Below are 21208 nucleotides of genomic sequence, written 5' to 3' on the forward strand. Positions count from 1 at the left end.
GGGACTGCAAAGGTAGAAAACCTTTTCTATTTCGCAAACTTTATTTTTTTAATTTTCCGTTCGCTTTTTCCCCTTTTCAACACCCGCTTCATTACTGATTTGGCGGGCTGCAAAGGTGCAGATTATTTTGGTTTTTGTCAAGTGAAATATTCACTTTTCTTTAACTTTTTTCTATCTGCCTGATGTTCAAAAAACAACGCCCCTTTCGTTTGAGCGGATACAAATGTAAGGAGAAACATGCTATCGTCCCAAAAGAATTTTCAAATAATTAAAACAATATCCTAACTGCCTGAAAATTAATTACAAGCTACAACCCATATTGTGTGCAATAGCTACCATGACTCTTGTATCCGGCTCTCATTACCTATCATCCCCATTTTTAAAACGCGCGGAGCAACCTCTCAGCAGCCAACAATTCTGCCCAAAAACACAAAATGGGCGCGGTTTTTTTTCCGTAAGTTTGAAATAGATATGGATACACCTTCTTTTCCGCCGCATTTTTTAGAGCAATTAAACGCCGAACCGGGCTTTGATAAGGCAAATTTTGTTGAAGCGCATCAATCCGGCGCACAAATTACTTCGATAAGATTGAACCCTTTTAAGCCTTCGGGCATAAAAACGGATAAACAAGTGCCCTGGTGCGCCGATGGCCATTACCTGGATACCCGCCCCTCCTTTACTTTCGACCCATCCTTCCACGCGGGTGCTTATTATGTACAGGAGGCATCATCTATGTTTATCGATCATATGCTGAAAACCATTCGCTCCGAAAAAGAAGATACTATTAAGGTGCTGGACCTTTGCGCTGCCCCGGGTGGTAAAAGCACGCTGCTTAATTCGGCTTTGCAAAGCACCGACCTGCTGGTGGCAAACGAGATCATTAAAACGCGTGTACCTATATTAACGGATAACCTGAGCCGCTGGGGAACATCCAACACCATCGTCACCAATAACGACCCGCGGGACTTTACTTCGCTTAAAGGTTTTTTTGATGTGGTGCTCGTTGATGCGCCCTGCTCGGGCTCGGGCATGTTCCGCAAAGACCCCGCCGCCATGAACGAGTGGAGCGAAGCCAACGTAAACCTATGCCACCAGCGGCAGGAACGCATCCTGGCTGATATTTACCCCGCCATAAAAGAGGATGGATACCTTATATATAGTACCTGCAGTTATTCGCACCAGGAGAACGAGGATATACTGGATTGGCTATGTGCGGAATTTAATATGGAGAGCATTCGTATACCTATATATAAGGAGTGGGGAATTGTGGAAACCGAGTCGCCGCTGCAAAAGGCATGGGGCTACCGCTTTTACCCGGGCAAGGTTATGGGCGAGGGCTTGTTTGCCGCCTGCCTGCGCAAAAAGGAAAGTACCGGTGGCGCAAGTAACTATAAGAACAACGCCCACCAGAAACTGGCCGCCGCCGAGCTGGATATTGTGCGCAGCTATGTAAACGAGCCCGACGATTTCTACTACTTTAAAGTAGCCGACGACTGGCTGGCCATTAACCGCGAACACAAGGAAAGCCTGAACATGCTGCACCGGCAGCTGTACATCAAAAAATCGGGTGTGCGGATTGGTAAACTGGCCGGCCGCGACCTGATCCCCGACCATGAACTGGCCCTGAGCCTGCTTATTAACAAGGATGCAGTTTTATCTACTTCTTTAAATAAGGACCAGGCCATCCAATACCTGCGCCGCGATAATATAGATATTGCCGTAAATGATAAAGGCTGGAGCCTGATGGAATACGAGGGCCTTGCTTTGGGCTGGGCGAAATTGCTGCCGAACCGCATCAACAATTATTATCCGAAGGAGATAAGGATAATGACACAGCAAATCAGTTAGCAGTTTGCGGTGGGCAGTTAGCTTAACCACTGCGTCATTGCGAGGCACGAAGCAATCTCTAAGCTTTGTATAAACGCTCTGCATTCCGGGAGATTGCTTCGTACCGCGCAATGACGTGGTGGGCGACGGCGCTTGTTACAAAAAAGGAGGCACAGTTTCCTGTGCCTCCTCCAAATAATCCAGGTGATACTTTAATTATTCTGCATCATGGCTGGGTGTAACATCAATTTTAGCTTCGCGTTGCAGCTTTTTTAGCATTTCGTTACCTATCAGTGCATCTATCATACCGTTACCACCACCGTTCTGGCCGTTTATCAGTATCTCTGGCACTAACTTGATCCCGTTCATGGCCAGGGTTTCGGCTACGCGCACTATGGCGTATTGTTCGGTACCCATGGCTTCGGTTTTTTGTTTGGTAACTTCGGCTTCGGCCAAACCTATTGCTTTAATTTTACCGGCATCGGCATTACCGTTCACTTCGGTAGCGGCTGCATCGGCTTTGGCATTGATGGTTTTGGCTTCGGCATCGGCGCGGGCAATAATGGTTTTATTTTCCGCATCCGCTTTAGCGTTGATCACCCTCGATTCGGCATCACCCCTCGCGGCAGCAACTTTAGATGCAGCCATCTGGGTGTTTATCTCTACCTGTCGGGTAGATTTTACAACCTCAGGCTGCATATCGGCGCCGGCTTTGGCGCTTTCAAATTCCTTACGCTCTATCTGGGCGCTTTTTTGTATTTCGTAAGTAACGCGTTCTTGCTCGGCTATTTTACGGTCGGTAAGGGTACGCATTAAAGCTTCCGGAGGTACAATGTCGCCTATCAGCGTATCCACGCCTTCTACGTTGTACTCGCCAAGCACCTTTCCTATCTGCGCACGGGCGTCTTCCTGCCTGTCGGACCGGTTGGTTAAGAACTCTATCACACCACTTTTTTGTGCCGAGTTACGGAAGTAGTTGGCGATGGTGGGTTCCAGCACCTGCGATACCAGGTTTTTCATATTACCGAAACGGGCTATCACCTTTGGTGCATCGTTACGCGGTATGTGGATGATCTGCGATACGTCCAAATTGAACGTAAAACCATCGTGCGACCTTACGCTGATGGTACACAGATGCTTATCCAGCTCGTGCGATTCGGTGCGGCTGTTTGCCCAGTTGAGCACGATGTTGGTGGTAGGCACAATTTCTACCGAGTGGGTGTAAATGTTTACGGGGTGCTTACCTGGGTCAAGTGGCTCGTCCCAAACACCTTTATCATATTTCTTCACGATGTTACCATGGGTAAAGCCCACGCCGCTGGTGTCTTTACCTTCGGGACCAACGAAGGAGTTTACTACGCCCACGTAACCAATGTGGATGTGGATCATCTCCACCTGTTCTACCACGGCAAACCATGGGTTAAGGTAGTAGGTACCGGCCAGTATCACATCTTCCTGCAAGCCTTTGCGACCGCCGGCCTGTATAAAGGCCATCGGGTCCTGGTAGTTACGGTGCCCCGCAACCGAGCCACCGGCAATGTCACCTTTTTCAAGCGGTTCGCCATCTAACGTGGTAACAATACCTACTTTGTTCTCCTGTATCCGGGTGATAGGCACCATGTCTATCTCGAACAGGAAAGTGTTGATACGGTAACTACCCGGCGTTAAGAACGCAGCTTGCGGGCCTTTTTGCCCATTGTTTTCCAGGAAAGCCTGCGAATCCTGGAACTTATCGCAGGGTACAGGTTTACCCAGCACACGACCGCTATCCATTGGTGCGCCGTCCTTTGCTTTTACCAGCCCCAGCTTATCCTGCGGGATAACGGTGAACTGCTCCATGGTAATGGTGTACTGCCAGGGCCACATGCGCCAGTACAAACCAGGGGCAAGCGGCTTTCCCTGCATACCGGCTTCGCCATTTACAGCGATGATACGGCCATCCGGCAGCCGCTTGTCCCCATAGAGGGTAAACTTTTTAACAACCAAACCAATACGGTCATCAGGAACGATGATCATACCAAAAAAAACCTGCAGTACAAATTTGTACATAAAAAGGGCGGCACACAGCGGCAGCACCCACCAGAATTGGAGAATTGGAATAGAATCAGACATTTTGTTTTTTGATTAATTTACCGGAGCCCTTAAGGTGCGGGTTCCTCACAATAACTTACAGCTTTATGAGACCTTGGCTGTATAGCGTTTAATATGATTCCGCAGGTTTATTGTTGTTACAAAAAACTATGAAATTATTTTTTAGATAAGTTATCTGCCACGGCTTATCCTTTCTTTCCGGCCTTAAAGACGCTTTTGCTCGTCATTCGTACCGCTGTTTTTGCGGGATGCTTTGTTATTGCTGCCCAGCGAGCGGGAATAAGATAGTTTGATGATAGGAAAGCTACGCGATTCGGGGTTGTAATTTACCCTTACTTTAGAATTAAAGGCATCGGTAGTGAGCAGCCCCATTTGGCCGCGATAAATTGCGGTACTAAAAACATCAGATACACTGAGTTGCAGGGTACCGCTTTGGCCGGAAAGCTCCTTTTTAAACCCAAAGTTAACCACGCCGTTACCGGCTGAACGGTAGTTACTATCATAGGCCGATGAATTGTAGTATCCCGACAACTCCAGCGCATAATTGCGGGGCAGCTTAAAGCTTTCGGTAAAATTCAAATTATAGCCGAAATAAGTTTTCTTTAGCAGCTGCGGAAAATAACTGATCTCATAGTGGTGTACGCCGCCCAGGAAGCCGTAACTCATCTCCCACCATGGCGTTGCTTTTATAGGAATAGTTGCCTGGAAGGTGATGTTATTTTGCAGGTCGGCATTTTCGGGGATGAGGTAAACCAGGCCGGCGGTAGGGCCGGGCATAATTTGCGTACCCAAAATGGGATTGATATCCCTGCTGTACATAAGGGCAAATAAATAATCGCCCCTGTTAAAGGCCAGTTTTAGGTTATGGGTGATGGTGGGTTTAAGGCCCGGGTTACCTGTGAATACAGAAACCGGGTCGTTGTAGGAAACATACGAAGCCAGATCGGCAAAGGAAGGCCGGGTGACACGTTCGGTGTACGATAACTGCAACTCATCGCTGGTATTAAGCTTGCGTGTAAGAAAAACGCTCGGGAAGAGCTTGCTCAAGCGGCGATCTATCAAGTAAGCGGCGTTAAGCGATTGATCGGTACTGTTGCGCGAATACTCGTACCTGGCACCGGCAGATATATTAAAAAGGCTATCGGGCTGCCAGTTTATAATGGTATAAGCAGCGCCAATAAATTCTTTTGTACCTAAATCGTTGGAGGTGCCCGCGCCAATGTTTACCCATTTATCTCCCACCAGTTTTTCAATGCCTGCAGTGCTTCGGCTACGGGTGTAGGTGCTTTTCAAACCGCTTTCCAGCCTCAGCTGTTTGCTGAAGGTATTGGTATAATCTAATTTGACTACACCAACTTTGATATTGGCATTGGCCACATTACGTTGAATTTCTCCAAACAGGCTGTTACTAAAATTACTTTGTATCTGCGTTAGGCCGTTGCTGTTGTGGCTGAAATAATCCAGGTCGATGTTTAGTTTTTGATCCTTGCTTATATTTTGTTCCAAATAAAGGCTGGGATGCAGGTAGCGCGTATGATTATTGCCCGCCAGTTGCGAGTCGAAAACCAGGTTGGTATCGGGCAGCAGGTAATTGCCAAAGTTATGGTTGTTGTTTTGGTCGATAGTGATATCGTAGTAAACACTACCACCTATGGTAATTGCAGAATCGGGGCGAAAATCCAACCCACCGCCAAAACCATGGTAATTAGAAAGGGGTTTACTTTCTCCATTATAATGAAAAGCGGTTTGCCCGCCAATAATCCCCACGTTCTCGGTGCCTTCGGCCTGCAGCAGTGCATAGCTGCGGCTGCGGTAGTAGCTATAGGAAAGCCGCTGGCTCCACTTTCTACTGTTATGATTGAGGTTGAGGTCTGTAGACCCTTTCTCCCCTTTACCATACCCGGCAGATGCGGATACCGAGCCGCTGGTACCCGTCTTTTTATTCTTTTTGCTTACTATATTAATAAGGCCTGCGTTGCCGTCTGCATCGTACCGGGCGGGCGGCGTGCTTAACAGTTCTATCTTGTCAACATCATCTGCCGACATGCCGTTTAGCAGGGCCGATACCTGTGCGGTGGTAAGTCGCAGCAGTTTACCATCCAGCATTACCATTACCCCGCTTTTACCGTTAAGACTTATCCCGCTATGTTGCGGATCGATCACCACACCGGGCGAACGTTGCAATACCTGTAAAACGGAACTGCCTTTGGCCATCAGGCTGCTTTGTACGTTCACCTGCAGCCCGCCGGCAAGCTGCTGCACCAGCGGTTTTCTTGCGCGGATAAGCACTTCGCCCAGTTGTTTGCTGGCAGCAGTTAATATAATTATCCCTGCATTATAGTTGGGTTGTGCGGCATTGAGCACAAAAGAATGCGAAAACCAGGTAGCATAACCAAGGCTGCTCACTTTTAAAATATAATTCCCGTTTGGTAGACCGTTTAAAACAAAGTTTCCGCTTTCATCAGACAAAACGGAACGAACGGCAGAACTATCCGGGTTTTTCAGGATCGACACCGTAGCAAAGCCGACAGCCTCGCCTCCTGTCGAAACCAGCTTACCGCTGATTTGGCTATGGGCAGATAAATTAAAAAGCATTGCAATAAGCAGGGTGGATAAAGTTTTCATGCTGCAAAAAAACCTTTGCCGGAAGCCTGCGAAAAATGGAATTGATGAACGGTAACAGCTAATTGACAAGCGGCAGTTAAATGCCAAAAGCACCAGTTTGAGCAGCGTGCAAACTGCAATTTGCAGCTTATCCTTTGCCGGAGGCATTTCGTCAATTAAAACCGGCAGTTAAACTACCTGCCTGTGTTTATTAATGCAATAGCTGTAACTTTAACCATCATGGCATCCATTACCAGGCAACAAAACTGGCTGTTTAAATACAAGCTTTATCACATTCCTTTCTGGATGTTGTATAACTACGTGTTTTGGGCACTGGCAATAGACAGCCCATACCGGGCCGCACAGGAAATATTTTTTTCTGTCTTCTTCGTCAAAAGTTTCTTTTATGTGATCTTCCCTGCGTTCGCGGTATATTTCAACTTGTATTTTCTTATCCCGCGTTACCTGCAAAAAGGGCGTTACGGTTGGTATATTCTTTTCCTGGCCCTGGCTATCATCGCCTCGTCTTTGCTTATCGTGCCGGGCTATTACCTCAGCGCCTGGCTGGCCGGCAGCAATGCCGAAAAGATGTTTGGCATCACCAGCGACTGGAACGGTTACTATCACCAGGCGAAATCGGAACCTTTGAAATCCACCATAGCCGCCATTACGTTAGCCATGAGCATTAAGCTCACCAAAAATTGGATAGAAGGCCAAAGACGGCAGCAGGCGTTGGAAAAAGAAAAGCTGGAAACGGAATTGAAGTTCCTCAAATATCAGTTTAACCCGCACTTCCTGTTCAACAGCATCAATTCCATTTTCTTTTTGATCCATAAAAACCCGGATATGGCTTCGGCCTCGCTTGCCAAGTTCTCGGAGCTATTGCGGCACCAGCTTTATGAATGCAACGATCACCTCATCCCATTAAGTAAGGAGATCGCTTACCTGGAGAACTTTATCGAACTGGAAAAACTCCGCCAAAATGAAAGCCTTATTGTAGAGTTCGACTTGGAACACACCTATCCTCCCGATGCCCGCATCTCCCCATTTATCCTGATGACCTTTGTAGAAAATGCCTTTAAGCACGTATCTAAAGATAAAGACCGCTCAAACCGGATCAGTATATCACTAAAAGTAAAAGGTACGCAACTCCAATTCAGCGTTGCGAACAGTGCTTCGGCAAACGGATCGGCCGAGGTGATCAATTATGGCGGCATTGGCCTGCAAAATGTAAGGCGCCGGCTCGATCTGATCTACCCCGCGGCTTATCTTTTGGATATTGAGCAAAGTCCGGAGCGTTTTAGCGTAAAATTGGAATTACAACTGATGCAGGTGGAAACCGCTCCATCAACACAATTAATAGCCGGCTAACATGATTAACTGCGTAATTATAGACGATGAGCCCCTGGCCAGGGAAGGTTTGGCAAGCTATGTAAGGGAGGTAGATTTCCTGAGCCTCGCCGGCGTGTGCGAGAACCCGCTCGAATTGCTCCCGCTGATAGATCGTGGTGCCGCCGACCTGATCTTCCTGGACATCCAGATGCCTAAAATGAATGGCATCGAATTTCTGAAGATACTGCAAAAGCCGCCGATGGTAGTTATTACCACCGCCTACCCTTCTTATGCTTTGGAAGGATTCCAGCTTAACGTGCTCGATTACCTGCTGAAGCCCGTTACCTTCGAACGTTTTTTTAAAGCGGCGGCAAAAGCAAGGGACTATCATAAATTGCTTACCCCCGACCCCGCAAAACCTGCCGAAAACTATTTTTTTATTAAATGCGGCAGCAAATACGAAAAGGTTTTATTTGACGAGATCCTGTACGTAGAAGGCATGCAAAACTATGTAACCATTTACAGCACACGGGGTAAATACGTAACCATGCTTTCACTCAAAAACCTGGAAGAAAAAATGGCAGAGAACGCCTTTATCAGGGTGCATAAATCTTTTATTGCTGCTATAAGCAAGATAGACGGTATTGAAGGAGGCGAATTATTTATCGGCAGCAGCCGCATCCCCATCAGCCGCACTTACCGCGACCAAGTGATAGAACAGGTAGTATCCAAGCGGCTTTGGGATAAAAAATAGGCCCCATGTGCAACACATCTATTTAGCTTCTTCTGGCGCGCAGGGCCCTTCTCCCGTAAAAGTATTATCTACAATGGCGCGGATAACCTCATCGATCTCGTTACCCACTACCAGTAAAAGATCAATGGCTTCTTTATTCTCCTGGCTGCCGAAGTCGTCAAAATCTATCACATTGATAAGCCCGAGCATACTGGCCACCGGGCGGCGCAATTCGTGCGAGCTTAGGGAGGCTATCTGGCGCAGACGTTCGTTTTGGGCAACAATCTCCCTTTCGTTTCGTAAACGCGCCGTTATTTCTCTTGCAAAGCAGCCTGTACCCACAATTTCCTTTGCATCATTATATATAGGATTAAAGCTCACCTCAAAATATAAAGGCTCGCCCGGCCCCGAGTGTGTATTCTCATATATAACGGTATACCGCTCGCCACTAAGTGCCCGGCGGTAATATTCGTTCCATATCGCTATAGTTTCATCAGGGCCGTAAACAATAACCTCATTGCCGTTAATCGGCACAATGCCTGTTTCTCCATAAACCACATCGCGATACGATGCGTTGAAATAAACATAGCGGTTATTTTTATCTAAAGACCAGATCAGGTCGTCGGTATTATTAATAAGCGCTTCCAGGTTGCTGCGCGCCCAGTTTAATTCCTCTTCAGCAACTTTTTGCCTGGTTATGTTTTTAACAAAAACAGTTAAACCTTCGGCAGATGGATAAGCAGCTACACGGAACCACAAGTTAGGGCGGGCGAAATACTCGGTAAACTTCAGCGTTTCCTGAGTTTCCATCGCACGCTTCAGCATTTCTTCTGTTAGCCGCCCCTTCAGCGTTGGAAAGATCTGCCAGATATTATTGCCGATAAGCTGTTCATTTGTCTGGTGCGCTACAATTCGAAACGCTTCATTGGTTTTAATAAAACGCCATTCTGTATCTAAAATGAGGAATGAATCGGTGATGCTCTCAATAAAATTATTCAATTGTGCTGCCGTGCGCTTTGCTTTGTCTTCGCTCTTTAGTTTTTGGCTGATATCCTGCCCTACGCCCTGGATCTCGCTCACATCACCCTTCTCGTTTATAATAGATATAAACTCCCATTCGGTTGGATGGCGTTCTCCTGCTTTATCCAGTTTTTCCCGCAGCAACGGTATTATTTTACCAGGGCTGGCAAGGCACTCTTCGAAAGCCCGTTGGCAACGCTCCATATCCTCGGGCGCAGTATTAATAACAAAATGCTGTCCGATCAAGTCTTTTTCGGTATATCCGAAAACATCGCAATAACGTTTATTTACAAATGTAAAACGGCCCGCATTATCCAGGCGAACCAGGAAATTAGTCTGAGAATTTATCAGCGACTGTAAAAACTGTTCGCGTTTAAGTTCATTGCCGGAGACCACATCTTCTACAATCGTTTCTGGTGGAGCATATTCTTTAAGTACGCTTAAAACAATTTGATGGCCGGTAATGATATCTGTGTAAATGCTTCGCCTCTCGGTTATATGATGCTCCTGCGCTCCGTTGCCGGGCACAATGCGGTAACTCACTTCAACCGGCATATCTTCCGAAAGCTCATTTAAGGCTTCGCGCAGCTTACAAACGTCTTTCGGGTGTACCATCGTGTGCCAAAAATCAGCCGATGTGGGCACCTCGTTTTCGTTATATCCCGAAAGCATACTTATCCCTACGCCGATAGTAATATACTGTTGCAGCTGCAGGTTAAATGCTATAACACATTCGCTTATTACAGGCAAAACGCTTGTTTGCATACGTGATAATGAGGTCCAATTATAAAGTTATAACATTTTAAACACTAAATGTTATTCCATCAGCTATTTAGCACTAATTTGTGTATTATATTCAATTAATAATAAGGCTTTTAATTTATTATAAATTTATTTACCTTTGCATCCCCGCAGAACAGACTCCGGGGACAATGTTGAATACATAACAATAAAAAATGGCAACTAAGATCAGACTGCAAAGACACGGTAAAAAAGGAAAACCTTTTTACTACATTGTAGTAGCAGACGCCCGCGCACCACGCGACGGCCGTTTCATCGAGCGTGTAGGTTCATACAACCCTAACACTAACCCGGCTACTATCGACATCAATTTCGAAAAAACTCTTGAGTGGGTTAACAACGGCGCACAGCCAACAGACACTTGCCGTGCAATACTTTCTTACAAAGGTGTTTTATACAAAAAACACTTAGAAGGCGGTGTAAAAAAAGGTGCATTAACTGCAGAACAAGCAGAAACCAAATTTGCTGAATGGTTGGACCAGAAAGATAGCAAGATCACCGGTAAAAAATCAAATCTTAACGCTGCAAAAGACGAAGCCCGCAAATTGGCTTTAATTGCTGAAGCTAAAAAGAAAGATGATAAAGCCGCTGCTATTGCTGCTAAAAACACGCCACCTGCCGAAGAAGTAGCAGAAGAAGCTCCGGCTGCTGACGCTACTGAAACAGAAAGCGCTGAATAATTATTTTAAAGAGGCAAGAGCACAAGAAGCAAGAGACAAGACAGAAAAATCTTGATTCATGATTCTTTCAATCTTGATTCTAATCAATGGCGAAGCAACCAACAGGTTCTTCGCCATTGTTATTTAATAAGGAATTTTTAAGATGGATAGAGAAGGTTATTTCCGGATAGGTACAGTATTGAAAACCAAAGGGCTAAAAGGCGAGATGCAGTTATATATGGATTTCGACGGCGTTGAGAACATAAAGATCACTTCGGTATTTTTGGATATCGCCGGCAAGCTGGTGCCCTTTTTTGTTGAATCGATAAAACACAACCAAAAGAACAGCGCCTATCTTTACCTGGAGGATATCGACACCATCGAAAAAGCGGCAATGCTTGTGCGGAAAGATATCTACCTGCCCAATAAAGCCAAGCCTAAAAAGAGGAAAGAGGAATTTACCCTTAAAGACCTTAAAGGCTTTATCGCGGTTGATATTTACGAAGGCAAGTTGGGCGAGATCATCGATATCCACGAATTTCCACAGCAACTGATAGCCGCCGTTAACTATAAAGGCAACGAAGTGTTGTTCCCGCTGAACGAGAGTATTATACAGGGCATAGACAGGGTGAAGAACATAGTAACTGTTGACCTGCCCGAAGGCCTGCTGGATATTTACATGGAGTAACTACTCCCCGGCAAACACCACCGATTTGGATGCCATCTTTTTATTCACGCCTGTTATATCTTCCCTGTTTCTCGGGTTAAATCGATACCGGGATACGGTATCGCCTGTTTTTGTAGAAATAAGAGCGATCTCGTAATCAAAATTGTTCGCTTTAGCATATTCAAACTGAGGCGGGTTTCCCTCACTATCCGCCGGCAAAACGCAGCTCAATAAGGTTAAGCCTATGTTAGTCCATGTGGCTGAGCTTTGCGACATAAAACGCTCCCTATCCATACGTACCTTTATTACCAGGTCGGCGCCAAGCATACGGCCAACACTATCAGCCGGCATTGTCCAGGCGGTGCGCAGGTCGGCCATTTTGGTAAGCAGGCGTTTATTAACCGTATCCATACTCATCATTACTACGGGGTATTGTTTGTCGCGGCGGGGGTGGCTGTTTTTAAAATCCAACAGGGCTTGTTCCACTTCTGCCTGCAACTCCCGGCTGGCTGTTTGCTCCTGCAAATACCAGTCGTCCTGCTTTGGCTGCTTACCGCTGTAATACACGTCGGCTGGCAAAACGGCCAGTGTTTTCCCATTGATGCTATTGTTTGAAAGATAGGTTTTGTTTATGTAGACACCGCTGTAGCACGACGATATCAGCAGCGTTATAAAGATAAGGGCAGGTAGTCTTGTTTTCATATATCAGCAAGACGCAGATATTATACATAATATTACAACCCTGCAGAATAATTTGGTTCTATTTTTGAGCCTTTGTTGAAAACCAATCAGGTTTGCTTAATTTCGCATTAATGGGAAACACCGCAGAGGAATTTTTAGAGGCTTCGGAGCTGAAAGTGTTTGAGATGGACCACCGGCGCATCATCAACCATAACATTGGCAAGTATGATGTTTCGGTAGCACGTGGGCTTTCGCGGATGATCAACCTCGATAATTCTAAAAAGAAGGGGCATGCCATTAAATGGAAGGTGATGGAGAACCTGGACAAGTTTTTGCCGGAGTTTGAAGCCAACTTTCAAAAACGAGGCGGCAAAGTAATTTGGGCCAACGATGCCGATGAGGCCACCCGCGAGATCCTGAACATCCTTACCAAAGCAAAGGCCAAAACCGTCATCAAATCCAAATCGATGGTGACGGAAGAAATTCACCTGAATGCTTTCCTGGAGAGCAACAATATCGAATCGGTAGAGAGCGACCTGGGCGAATACATTGTACAACTGCTGGGCCAGCGCCCATACCATATTGTTACCCCGGCCATGCACTTATCCAAGGAGGATATAGCCAAACTTTTCCACGAGCGTTTTGGTACACCGGCAGATGCCACGCCCGAGCAGCTTACCCAAAAAGCGCGTGAACTGCTGCGCGAAAAATATCTGAAAGCCGATGTAGGCATCACCGGCGCTAATTTTTTGATAGCCGATACCGGGAGTATAGCCATCAGCGAGAATGAGGGGAATGCAAGGCTTACAACCACCTTCCCAAAAATACAGATCAGTATTGTGGGGATAGAGAAAATTATCCCATCCATTGCCGACCTTGACTTATTTTGGCCCATGCTATCTACCCACGGTACGGGGCAAAACCTCACCGTTTACAACTCCATTTTAAGTGGCCCGCGCCAACCCGGCGAAACCGACGGCCCCGAAGAAATGTACGTGATATTGCTGGATAATGGCCGCACCAACCTGCTGGCGCAGAAAGAACAGCGCCAGGGTTTGTACTGCATTCGCTGCGGGGCATGTTTAAACGTTTGCCCGGTTTATAAAAATATTGGCGGCCATACTTACGAAACCGCTTACACCGGCCCCATCGGTTCGGTTATTACACCGCATATGCGCGGGATGGAGGATTTTAAACACCTCAGCTACGCATCCAGTTTATGCGGCGCCTGCACCAGTGTTTGCCCGGTAAAAATTGATATCCATAAAATGCTGCTGCTCAACCGACGCGACGCGGTTAATGAGGGCCTCGTCCCTAAAAAAGAGAAATGGGGCTGGGCCATCTGGAAAAAGGGTATGCTTAAACGCAACTTTACTGATTTTTTTGGCGGCAAAATGAAGAACCGCATCCTGCGGATATTCTTTAAAAACTCGTGGGGCCACTTTAAAGATATGCCCGAGGTTGCCGAAAAATCGTTCAGCAAGCAATGGATAGAGCGCAGCCAAACCCCAAAAAACGAGGAAGATTAATGCGTAAAGTTATCCTGAACGTTGCGGTAAGCCTTGACGGGCTTATTGAAGGACCAGATGGCGAATACGATTGGTGCCTGGATGACCAGGACTACGGCCTTACCGAATTCTTCGGGAGCATCGACGCCATATTTATTGGCCGCAAAAGCTACGACATGATCCGCGCACAGCCTAACATGTTCCCCGGGAAGAAAATGTACGTTTTTTCGGATACGCTGACACCACGCGAAAACGAAGATGTAGAAGTTATTAGTTCTGCAAATTTTGAGCAAACTGTCGCAACCATCTTAAACACTGAGGGTAAAAGCATCTGGCTGTTTGGCGGCGCCAGCCTGGTTACGGCGTTTGCAGCTAAGAATTGGATAACAGAGCTGCAGTTGTCCGTCCACCCTGTTATCTTAGGTGCGGGCAAGCCCTTGTTCGAAAATATAAAGGAGCGGTTAAACCTGCAGTTTATACGTCAGCAAGTGTACAGCAGCGGCCTGGTACAGCTGCATTACGCCTTAAGTCCAAAATTTGATATGGAGATGCTGAAGTTGCTATAGAACAGTTTTATTCCATTTAAATCTTACTGAAAGTCAAAAATCGTCATGCTGAACTTGTTTCAGCACCCCATCATAAAAGTCGCCACTATATTAATTCAATCTGCACGTTGGTTACCTGCCATATGAGGTGCCGAAATAAATCGGCATGACGGAGGGAATCAAACCGCCCACTGCAAACTGACTAATGTTTATCCCCGAAACCAAATTCTTTATAAGTATTTGGCAATTCATCGCGATTACTAAAAGCGAAGGAGTAGGTAGCAAACCAGGTCTCAAAATCGGCATCGTTGGTTTTTGATGCCTCGATATGCACACAACGAATCATGTAGATGCCGTCGCGGCTCGGGCTAAAGTAAATTTGCCCTGTAGCATCGGTGGCCAGTAGTTGGGGGTGTACGTTTCCGCTCGCGGTTTTAATGTACAGCAATACATTGCTGTTTTGTAAGGGCTTACCCTTAAAATATACAGCCGCGGTAATATCATCGCCATAGCTTTTTTTGTACGGGTTTTGCTTAAGTATTATCTCCAGATCGTTGCCCAGTAGTTTACTGTATGCGTTGCCGCCGCCATTATCAACGTTAACCAGGGTTTTTAAATAATAGCGGTATTTCTCTACCAGGTTTAAGCGGCTGTCGTCCTTAATTTTCTCGGCTAAATTATCATAGCCCTGTTTGGTAAGGTAAGCCACAAAATCCTCGTGCGGCAGCTCGATGATATCGTCCTTGGTATTCATTTCAACCATTACCATCCCGCTGCCGTTTACGGTATAATTTAACACGGGGCTGGCGCTATCTTTAGCCACCTTAAGCAGGTCGGTTAATTTGGAGCCCTCGTAGATGCTGAATTTGGCTGTCTTTTTAAAGTTGAACCTGTATTCACCGTCCTGCGTCAGGTTATCACCGGTAAGGAGGTGTACATTCAGCTGGTCGCCTTTATGCAGGTAAAAGCTCTCGGGGAGTAAAAAACTATCGGGCGCAAAGGCGGTTAGGCCAATTATGGCAAACAAAAAAAATAAAATAGCGTAAAAGTGCTTCATAGCAAAAAGATGGATTGCGTAAACATACAAAGTTTTAAAAACTTCTTAGCTTTACGGTAATGATTTTCGACCGTAAACATATCGATAATGACGGTTTAATAACGTTCTACAAGAAATTATTATTGCCGAGGCTGGTTGAAGAGAAAATGCTGATCCTGTTACGGCAGGGTAGAATCGGCAAATGGTTTTCTGGTATTGGGCAAGAAGCAATAGCTGTAGGCAGTACCCTGGCCATGGATGCCGACGAGTACATTTTACCCATGCACCGCAACCTGGGCGTATTCACCGCCCGCAATATCCCCATTTCCCGTTTAATGGCGCAATGGCAGGGCAAACTCTCCGGCTTTACCCGCGGGCGCGACCGCTCCTTCCATTTCGGCACGCAGGATTATAAGATTATCGGGATGATATCGCACCTGGGCCCGCAAATGGCCCTGGCCGATGGCATTGCACTGGCTGATAAGTTAAGCGCCCGCAAAAAAGTAACCTTAGTATATACCGGTGAAGGCGCTACCAGCGAGGGCGATTTCCACGAGGCCATTAACATCGCCGCCGTTTGGGACCTGCCGGTAATTTTCCTGATAGAGAACAACGGCTACGGCCTCTCTACCCCGGTTAATGAGCAATACCGCTGCGAGTCGTTATCCGACAGGGCCATTGGCTATGGTGTTGAAGGGCGTAAAATTGACGGCAATAATATCCTCGAAGTTTACCATACCATTAACGAGCTGGCGAAAGATATGCGCGAACGCCCGCGCCCCGTTCTGCTGGAGTGTATGACTTTTAGAATGCGCGGGCACGAAGAGGCATCGGGCACCAAATATGTACCACAGGAGCTGTTTACCGAATGGCAGAAGAAGGATCCGCTGGAGAATTTTGAAAAATACCTGCTGGATGAGCAGGTGCTCCGCCCGGAGTGGGTGCCTTATTTACGAAATGAATTTACCAAGCTGATAGATGCCGAAATAGAAAAGGTTTTCAGCGAACCGGATATTATTCCGCATCTGCAAACCGAGGTAGACGGCATGTACAGGTTGTATAATATGCCTAAACAACCCCCGTACGAAGTTTTATCCAATAAGCGCTACATAGATGCCATAAGCGATGGGCTGAAGCAGGCGATGCGCAAACATAGTAACCTGGTGATCATGGGCCAGGATATTGCCGAATACGGCGGCGCCTTTAAAATAACGCAAGGCTTTGTGGAAGAGTTTGGCAAAGAACGTGTTCGCAATACGCCGATATGCGAATCGGGTATTGTGGGTACGGCGATGGGCCTGGCGTTAAACGGCTATAAGGCTATTGTAGAAATGCAGTTTGCCGATTTTGTAACCTGCGGCTTTAACCAGATCATTAACAACCTGGCTAAAACCTATTATCGCTGGGGGCAGGCAATTGATGTGGTGATCCGTATGCCGGCTGGTGGCGGCACCGGTGCAGGGCCATTCCATTCGCAAACCAACGAGGCATGGTTCACCAAAACACCGGGACTTAAAGTGGTTTACCCCGCTTTCCCCGATGATGCCAAAGGTTTGCTGATGGCGGCTATAGACGACCCGAACCCGGTAATGTTTTTTGAGCATAAAGCCCTATATCGCAGCATCTCGGGTAACGTACCCGATGATGATTACTACGTAGAAATAGGTAAAGCAAACATTGTACGCCCGGGCACCAAAGCCAGTATTATTACTTACGGCATGGGTGTGCACTGGGCCATAGAATACGCTGAAAAACATCCAGAGCATTCCATCGAGATCCTCGATCTGCGCAGCCTGCAGCCCTGGGATAAAGAAGCGGTTATAAAAACCGTAAAGAAAACATCCAAGGTGATGATCCTGCACGAAGACACCCTAACCAGCGGCTTCGGCGGGGAAATTGCAGCCTACATCGGCGAGCACTGCTTCAAATACCTGGATGCCCCCGTAATGCGCTGCGCCAGTTTAGATACTGCCAGCCCCATGAACAAAGCCCTCGAAGACCAGTTTTTGGCCAAAGCCCGGTTGGAGGAATGTATGGAGGTGTTGTTGAAATTTTAGTTATCTTAGTGATATGCTAACGTTAAAAGAAATCTATGAACTCGACCCGAACCAACGTTACATCGACGAGGGAGCAGGTTGGGGCGCCGAGCAAATGCTTAAAGCAGGCATTCCTATTTTTTATCGTGATGAACAATACCCCGAAACCTTAAAAGGCGAGTTTTTTGTTAAAGAGCACCCCAATGGCGAAAGGTTTATTGTTCGGAAATATTTAGCAGAAAATTTCGAATTGTTAGAGGAAGCAGTAAGGCCTATAAACTCTTTATAATGCCTGAATTAGTTATTGTTGGTGGACCTAATGGCTCTGGGAAAACAACTTTGACTTCTTTTCTTATCAAACACAAACGAATTAAAACTGCAATTATTAATCCGGACGAGATTGCATTAAATCAATTTGGAGACTACCGTTTTCATGTTAAAGCCGCACGTGTCGCATTAGATGCCAGGCATTCTGCAATTGCTCAAAAGAAGGATTTTGCGTTCGAAACGACATTTTCCGGCAACTCCGAAATAAGGGACATTCTTGCTGCGAAATCTGCCGGGTATAAGACAATACTTTATTACGTAACGCTGGAATCTATAATAGATAACATCATACGAGTAAAAGAGCGGACAGATACCGCCGGTCATGCCGTTCCAAGGGAAGATTTAGTGCGTCGGTATGAGAAAAGTCGCATTAATCTTCTAAAAAACATTGCTTTGTTTGACCAAGTGTATCTGTACGATAACTCATGGGCAATGCGGTCTAGGGTCGCCATTTTTGCTTTGGGCAAATTACTATGGCTCAATCCTAAACACAAAAATCATTCATTTTACAAAGAGCTATTAGCCTCCAACAACTCCACCTCCGCCACTGGGCTAAATAAATAAACCCTCCGGCTACTCACTTCCACACATTTATAGCGCTTGCGCAGCTTTTCTTCCTTACGGAAGATGCGACCATCTTTTAGTTTGAACAGGGATTTTATGGGCAGCTTCTCTACGGTATGCACCGATTCTTTCGGCGCGTCGTATTTACGCAGGGAGCGGAACAGCGTCAGATCCGAACAGCTGGATGCTGCAGGGTTATTTAAATAACTGACGATGGCCTGCTTAATATCCGGCGGGAAAACATCCTTCTCGAAGAAGGGCTGCATCATTTTTTTGAAGTTAGCTTTCCACTCGGTGCCGTGTGGCTTTGCTTTTTGTTTATGCTCATTCCATGTATGCAGGTGAGCAAACTCGTGCACGGTGGTCACCAGGAACGCGTAGGGGTTCAGATCGAAATTAACGGAGATACGGTGGCCCTTGCCGTCGTGAGGGGCGCGGTAGTCGCCAAACTTGGTTCCGCGGTTGCGCGAAATTTTGAACTCGCATTTAAAGTAATCTATCCAGCGCCCAATTAATGGTGCCGCATCCGGCGGAAGATATCTTTCTAAAATTTTTACTTTATCCAATGGTTACCTCTACTCAAAGATAGTTTATTGGGCTGAAAGTAAAAGGCGAAAGGCAAAAGGTTAGGAAGCGATGACAGAGGCGAACTCTTTGTTACTTCAACAGATTATACACCAAAAACGCTGCCCCATAAGCCAGCAAGGTCATGTAAACAAACTGGGTAGCGGGCCAGCGCCAGTCTTTGGTTTCGCGGTAAACTACCGCTACGGTGCTGGCGCATTGCATGGCAAAAGCGTAGAACATCATTAAGGAGAAGGCAACGGCCAGCGTAAATACCGGGCTGCCATCGGGGTTTTTAGCGTTGCGCATTTTTTGCTGTACCGAGTCTATGCGGTCGGCATCGCCATCAACGCTATAGATAGTTGCCATGGTGCCTACAAATACCTCGCGCGCGGCAAACGATGTTATCAAAGCTATCCCAATTTTCCAATCGAAACCCAGCGGCCTTATCACAGGCTCGATAGTATGACCTAAAACACCCGCGTAGGAGTTTTCCAACTTTTCGGTAGAGATCACCCGGGCAAGGCTATGGGGTTTCATGCTTTGCGCGTATTGGGGTTGACTGTATTTTGTTTCGATGTTTTTAAACCTGTCGCCGGGGCCATAGGAGGAAAGCACCCAAAGGATAATAGATACCGCGATGATCACCTTCCCTGCTTCCAGCACAAAGGTTTTGGCTCGTTCGTACATCGAGAACAGCACATTGTTCCACCTTGGCATACGGTACACAGGCAGTTCCATGATGAAGTATCCGCGTTCGCGTGATTTTAAAATAAACTTCATTACCCAGGCCACGATCACTGCCGATACCAGGCTAAGCACATACATACCGGTAAGCGCGAGCCCTTGCAGATTAAAGATCCACCAAACGTTACGACTGGGCACCACCAGGGCGATGAGCAGTGTATAAACCGGCAGGCGCGCCGAGCAAGCTACCAATGGTGTTACCATAATGGTGATCATCCTGTCCTTCCAATTTTCAATGGTGCGGGTACTCATGATAGACGGTACCGCGCAGGCAAAACCGCCAATCAGCGGCACTACCGATTTACCATTGAGCCCCACCTTGCGCATGATCTTATCCATCATAAACGTAACGCGGGCCATGTAACCGGTATCTTCCAGTATGGATATAAAGGCGAACAGGATGGCTATCTGTGGAATGAAGACCAGTACGCCGCTTAAGCCGGCAACTACGCCGTCTATCAGCAGGTCCGTTAAAGGGCCGGTGGGCAAGGCATCGCGCAGGCCGCGCTGGATAAGCACAAACAGGTCTTCGATAAGCGACATCGGGTACGCCGACCAGGCAAATATCGACTGGAACATAAACAACAAGATCCCCATAAAAATAACAAACCCAAAAACGCGGTGGGTAAGTACCTTATCTATCTTGTTACTGTGGCTTTCGTCCTGCGCGGTTACGGGCGTTTTTACCGTATCGTATAAAACATCGTTGATGTAATTATAGCGGGCAATGGTTTCCGTAGCCTGTGCTTTTTGCGAGTGAAAGGAATGTTCCTTTTCCAGCTCCTCTATCCTGTCGCTTTGGGCGGGCGTTAAAAATTTTAAGGTTTCGTGCTGGTGCGCCAGTTGCAGGGCAAAGTACGGGTTTTCGGTGTCTATTTCCTTGCAAATGCTGTCGATCAGATCCGGCGCTATGGCTTTCACATCTATGCTCCCCTCCTGCAAGGCAAACTTATTGGCGAAAGAAATGGCAGCTTTTAAATTGGCAATACCGTCCAGCTTTCTTGCTGAGATAGGTATCACAGGCACACCCAGTTTTTTTGCCAGCAGATCAATATTAATAACAACCCCGCCTTTTTTGGCAAGGTCTATCATATTGAGGGCAATGATCACCGGGATCTTCAGATCGGCAACCTGTGTGTATAGTAAAAGGTTTCTTTTAAGATTGGTAGCATCAAGTATAACTACAACCAGGTCTGGCGTAAGTTCGGTCGCTTTCTCGGCCAATACCGAAAATACGATAGATTCATCGCGGCTTTTGGGGTATAAACTATATGTGCCGGGAAGGTCTATTATTTCGGCGCTGCGGCCATCCGGTAACTGGGAATAGCCGATCTTTTTATCAACCGTAACACCCGGAAAGTTTCCTATTTTTTGGTTTAAGCCGGTTAATGCGTTAAAAAGTGTTGATTTACCGGTATTGGGATTACCTACAAGCGCTACTCTGATATCAGCTTTCAATGACTAAA

The 21208-nt window shown here is 46.6% G+C and carries 18 protein-coding genes; 11 read left to right on the forward strand and 7 right to left on the reverse strand.

Going from position 1 to position 21208, the window contains the following annotated elements; genetic code table 11:
* On the forward strand, positions 1-183 hold a 183-nt coding region (locus IDJ77_RS27745; RefSeq protein WP_224751245.1), incomplete at its 5' end, for a hypothetical protein.
* Positions 184-471: 288 nt separating this feature from the next.
* The gene (locus tag IDJ77_RS26200; RefSeq protein ID WP_191191963.1) at positions 472-1848 is read left to right on the forward strand and encodes a methyltransferase RsmF C-terminal domain-like protein; all 1377 of its coding nucleotides are present in this window, start codon (positions 472-474) and stop codon (positions 1846-1848) included.
* Between the two features lie 195 nt (positions 1849-2043).
* On the opposite strand, the gene IDJ77_RS26205 is transcribed toward IDJ77_RS26200, so the two are convergent.
* Together IDJ77_RS26205 and IDJ77_RS26210 are read right to left on the reverse strand one after the other, a co-directional pair.
* Positions 2044-3939 (reverse strand): SPFH domain-containing protein, encoded by a 1896-nt coding sequence (locus IDJ77_RS26205; protein WP_191191964.1) that lies wholly within the window; start codon positions 3937-3939, stop codon positions 2044-2046.
* Positions 3940-4122: 183 nt separating this feature from the next.
* On the reverse strand, positions 4123-6543 hold the full coding sequence (locus IDJ77_RS26210; RefSeq protein ID WP_191191965.1) for an outer membrane beta-barrel family protein: 2421 nt from the start codon (positions 6541-6543) through the stop codon (positions 4123-4125).
* Positions 6544-6762: 219 nt separating this feature from the next.
* Here IDJ77_RS26210 and IDJ77_RS26215 point away from each other — a divergent pair, with 219 nt between their 5' ends.
* Together IDJ77_RS26215 and IDJ77_RS26220 are read left to right on the forward strand one after the other, a co-directional pair.
* The gene (locus IDJ77_RS26215) at positions 6763-7893 is read left to right on the forward strand and encodes a sensor histidine kinase (RefSeq protein WP_191191966.1); all 1131 of its coding nucleotides are present in this window, start codon (positions 6763-6765) and stop codon (positions 7891-7893) included.
* 1 nt (position 7894) lies between these two features.
* Entirely contained in the window at positions 7895-8608 is a 714-nt protein-coding gene (locus IDJ77_RS26220; protein ID WP_191191967.1) for a LytR/AlgR family response regulator transcription factor, read from the forward strand.
* An 18-nt stretch (positions 8609-8626) separates the two neighbouring features.
* Here IDJ77_RS26220 and IDJ77_RS26225 read toward each other — a convergent pair whose 3' ends face one another.
* Positions 8627-10372, reverse strand: coding sequence for a PAS domain S-box protein (locus IDJ77_RS26225; protein WP_191191968.1), 1746 nt, complete (start codon positions 10370-10372; stop codon positions 8627-8629).
* A gap of 191 nt (positions 10373-10563) precedes the next feature.
* Between IDJ77_RS26225 and IDJ77_RS26230 the strand changes: the two genes are divergently transcribed.
* Positions 10564-11088, forward strand: coding sequence for a 30S ribosomal protein S16 (locus tag IDJ77_RS26230; RefSeq protein ID WP_191191969.1), 525 nt, complete (start codon positions 10564-10566; stop codon positions 11086-11088).
* 142 nt (positions 11089-11230) lie between these two features.
* Positions 11231-11755 carry a ribosome maturation factor RimM gene (gene rimM, locus IDJ77_RS26235; RefSeq protein WP_191191970.1) on the forward strand — a complete coding sequence of 175 codons (525 nt, stop codon included), beginning with the start codon at positions 11231-11233 and terminating at the stop codon, positions 11753-11755.
* On the opposite strand, the gene IDJ77_RS26240 is transcribed toward rimM, so the two are convergent.
* Positions 11756-12436 carry a hypothetical protein gene (locus IDJ77_RS26240; protein ID WP_191191971.1) on the reverse strand — a complete coding sequence of 227 codons (681 nt, stop codon included), beginning with the start codon at positions 12434-12436 and terminating at the stop codon, positions 11756-11758.
* A 110-nt stretch (positions 12437-12546) separates the two neighbouring features.
* Between IDJ77_RS26240 and IDJ77_RS26245 the strand changes: the two genes are divergently transcribed.
* Entirely contained in the window at positions 12547-13944 is a 1398-nt protein-coding gene (locus IDJ77_RS26245; protein WP_191191972.1) for a LutB/LldF family L-lactate oxidation iron-sulfur protein, read from the forward strand.
* The gene (locus IDJ77_RS26250; protein WP_191191973.1) at positions 13944-14489 is read left to right on the forward strand and encodes a dihydrofolate reductase family protein; all 546 of its coding nucleotides are present in this window, start codon (positions 13944-13946) and stop codon (positions 14487-14489) included. Before IDJ77_RS26245 ends, IDJ77_RS26250 begins: the two co-directional genes overlap by 1 nt.
* A 181-nt stretch (positions 14490-14670) precedes the next feature.
* On the opposite strand, the gene IDJ77_RS26255 is transcribed toward IDJ77_RS26250, so the two are convergent.
* Positions 14671-15525, reverse strand: coding sequence for a DUF4198 domain-containing protein (locus IDJ77_RS26255; RefSeq protein ID WP_191191974.1), 855 nt, complete (start codon positions 15523-15525; stop codon positions 14671-14673).
* Positions 15526-15584: 59 nt separating this feature from the next.
* Between IDJ77_RS26255 and IDJ77_RS26260 the strand changes: the two genes are divergently transcribed.
* The 3 genes from IDJ77_RS26260 to IDJ77_RS26270 are packed head-to-tail and all read left to right on the forward strand — an operon-like array spanning position 15585 to position 18431.
* Positions 15585-17561, forward strand: coding sequence for an alpha-ketoacid dehydrogenase subunit alpha/beta (locus tag IDJ77_RS26260; protein WP_191191975.1), 1977 nt, complete (start codon positions 15585-15587; stop codon positions 17559-17561).
* A 13-nt stretch (positions 17562-17574) separates the two neighbouring features.
* Positions 17575-17829, forward strand: a complete 255-nt coding sequence (locus IDJ77_RS26265) for a hypothetical protein (RefSeq protein WP_191191976.1) — start codon at positions 17575-17577, stop codon at positions 17827-17829.
* Positions 17829-18431 (forward strand): zeta toxin family protein, encoded by a 603-nt coding sequence (locus IDJ77_RS26270; protein ID WP_191191977.1) that lies wholly within the window; start codon positions 17829-17831, stop codon positions 18429-18431. The genes IDJ77_RS26265 and IDJ77_RS26270 overlap by 1 nt, the downstream gene beginning before the upstream one ends.
* Here the strand turns inward: IDJ77_RS26270 and IDJ77_RS26275 are convergent.
* Complete coding sequence (locus tag IDJ77_RS26275; protein ID WP_191191978.1) at positions 18374-18997, reverse strand: SprT-like domain-containing protein; 624 nt, start codon at positions 18995-18997, stop codon at positions 18374-18376. The genes IDJ77_RS26270 and IDJ77_RS26275 overlap by 58 nt on opposite strands.
* A gap of 91 nt (positions 18998-19088) precedes the next feature.
* Complete coding sequence (gene feoB / locus IDJ77_RS26280) at positions 19089-21200, reverse strand: ferrous iron transport protein B (protein ID WP_191191979.1); 2112 nt, start codon at positions 21198-21200, stop codon at positions 19089-19091.
* Positions 21201-21208 lie beyond the last annotated feature (8 nt).

Source organism: Mucilaginibacter pankratovii (assembly GCF_014773265.1).
GTDB classification, from domain to species: Bacteria; Bacteroidota; Bacteroidia; order Sphingobacteriales; family Sphingobacteriaceae; genus Mucilaginibacter; species Mucilaginibacter pankratovii.

Coding starts and splice junctions, on each gene's coding strand:
- IDJ77_RS26205 (WP_191191964.1), bottom strand. CDS start 3,939: ATGTCTGATTCTATTCCAATTCTCCAATTCTGGTGGGTGCTGCCGCTG.
- IDJ77_RS26245 (WP_191191972.1), top strand. CDS start 12,547: ATGGGAAACACCGCAGAGGAATTTTTAGAGGCTTCGGAGCTGAAAGTG.
- IDJ77_RS26225 (WP_191191968.1), bottom strand. CDS start 10,372: ATGCAAACAAGCGTTTTGCCTGTAATAAGCGAATGTGTTATAGCATTT.
- IDJ77_RS26250 (WP_191191973.1), top strand. CDS start 13,944: ATGCGTAAAGTTATCCTGAACGTTGCGGTAAGCCTTGACGGGCTTATT.
- IDJ77_RS26215 (WP_191191966.1), top strand. CDS start 6,763: ATGGCATCCATTACCAGGCAACAAAACTGGCTGTTTAAATACAAGCTT.
- IDJ77_RS26210 (WP_191191965.1), bottom strand. CDS start 6,543: ATGAAAACTTTATCCACCCTGCTTATTGCAATGCTTTTTAATTTATCT.
- IDJ77_RS26200 (WP_191191963.1), top strand. CDS start 472: ATGGATACACCTTCTTTTCCGCCGCATTTTTTAGAGCAATTAAACGCC.
- rimM (WP_191191970.1), top strand. CDS start 11,231: ATGGATAGAGAAGGTTATTTCCGGATAGGTACAGTATTGAAAACCAAA.
- IDJ77_RS26255 (WP_191191974.1), bottom strand. CDS start 15,525: ATGAAGCACTTTTACGCTATTTTATTTTTTTTGTTTGCCATAATTGGC.
- IDJ77_RS26230 (WP_191191969.1), top strand. CDS start 10,564: ATGGCAACTAAGATCAGACTGCAAAGACACGGTAAAAAAGGAAAACCT.
- IDJ77_RS26220 (WP_191191967.1), top strand. CDS start 7,895: ATGATTAACTGCGTAATTATAGACGATGAGCCCCTGGCCAGGGAAGGT.
- IDJ77_RS26265 (WP_191191976.1), top strand. CDS start 17,575: ATGCTAACGTTAAAAGAAATCTATGAACTCGACCCGAACCAACGTTAC.
- IDJ77_RS26240 (WP_191191971.1), bottom strand. CDS start 12,436: ATGAAAACAAGACTACCTGCCCTTATCTTTATAACGCTGCTGATATCG.
- IDJ77_RS26260 (WP_191191975.1), top strand. CDS start 15,585: ATGATTTTCGACCGTAAACATATCGATAATGACGGTTTAATAACGTTC.
- IDJ77_RS26270 (WP_191191977.1), top strand. CDS start 17,829: ATGCCTGAATTAGTTATTGTTGGTGGACCTAATGGCTCTGGGAAAACA.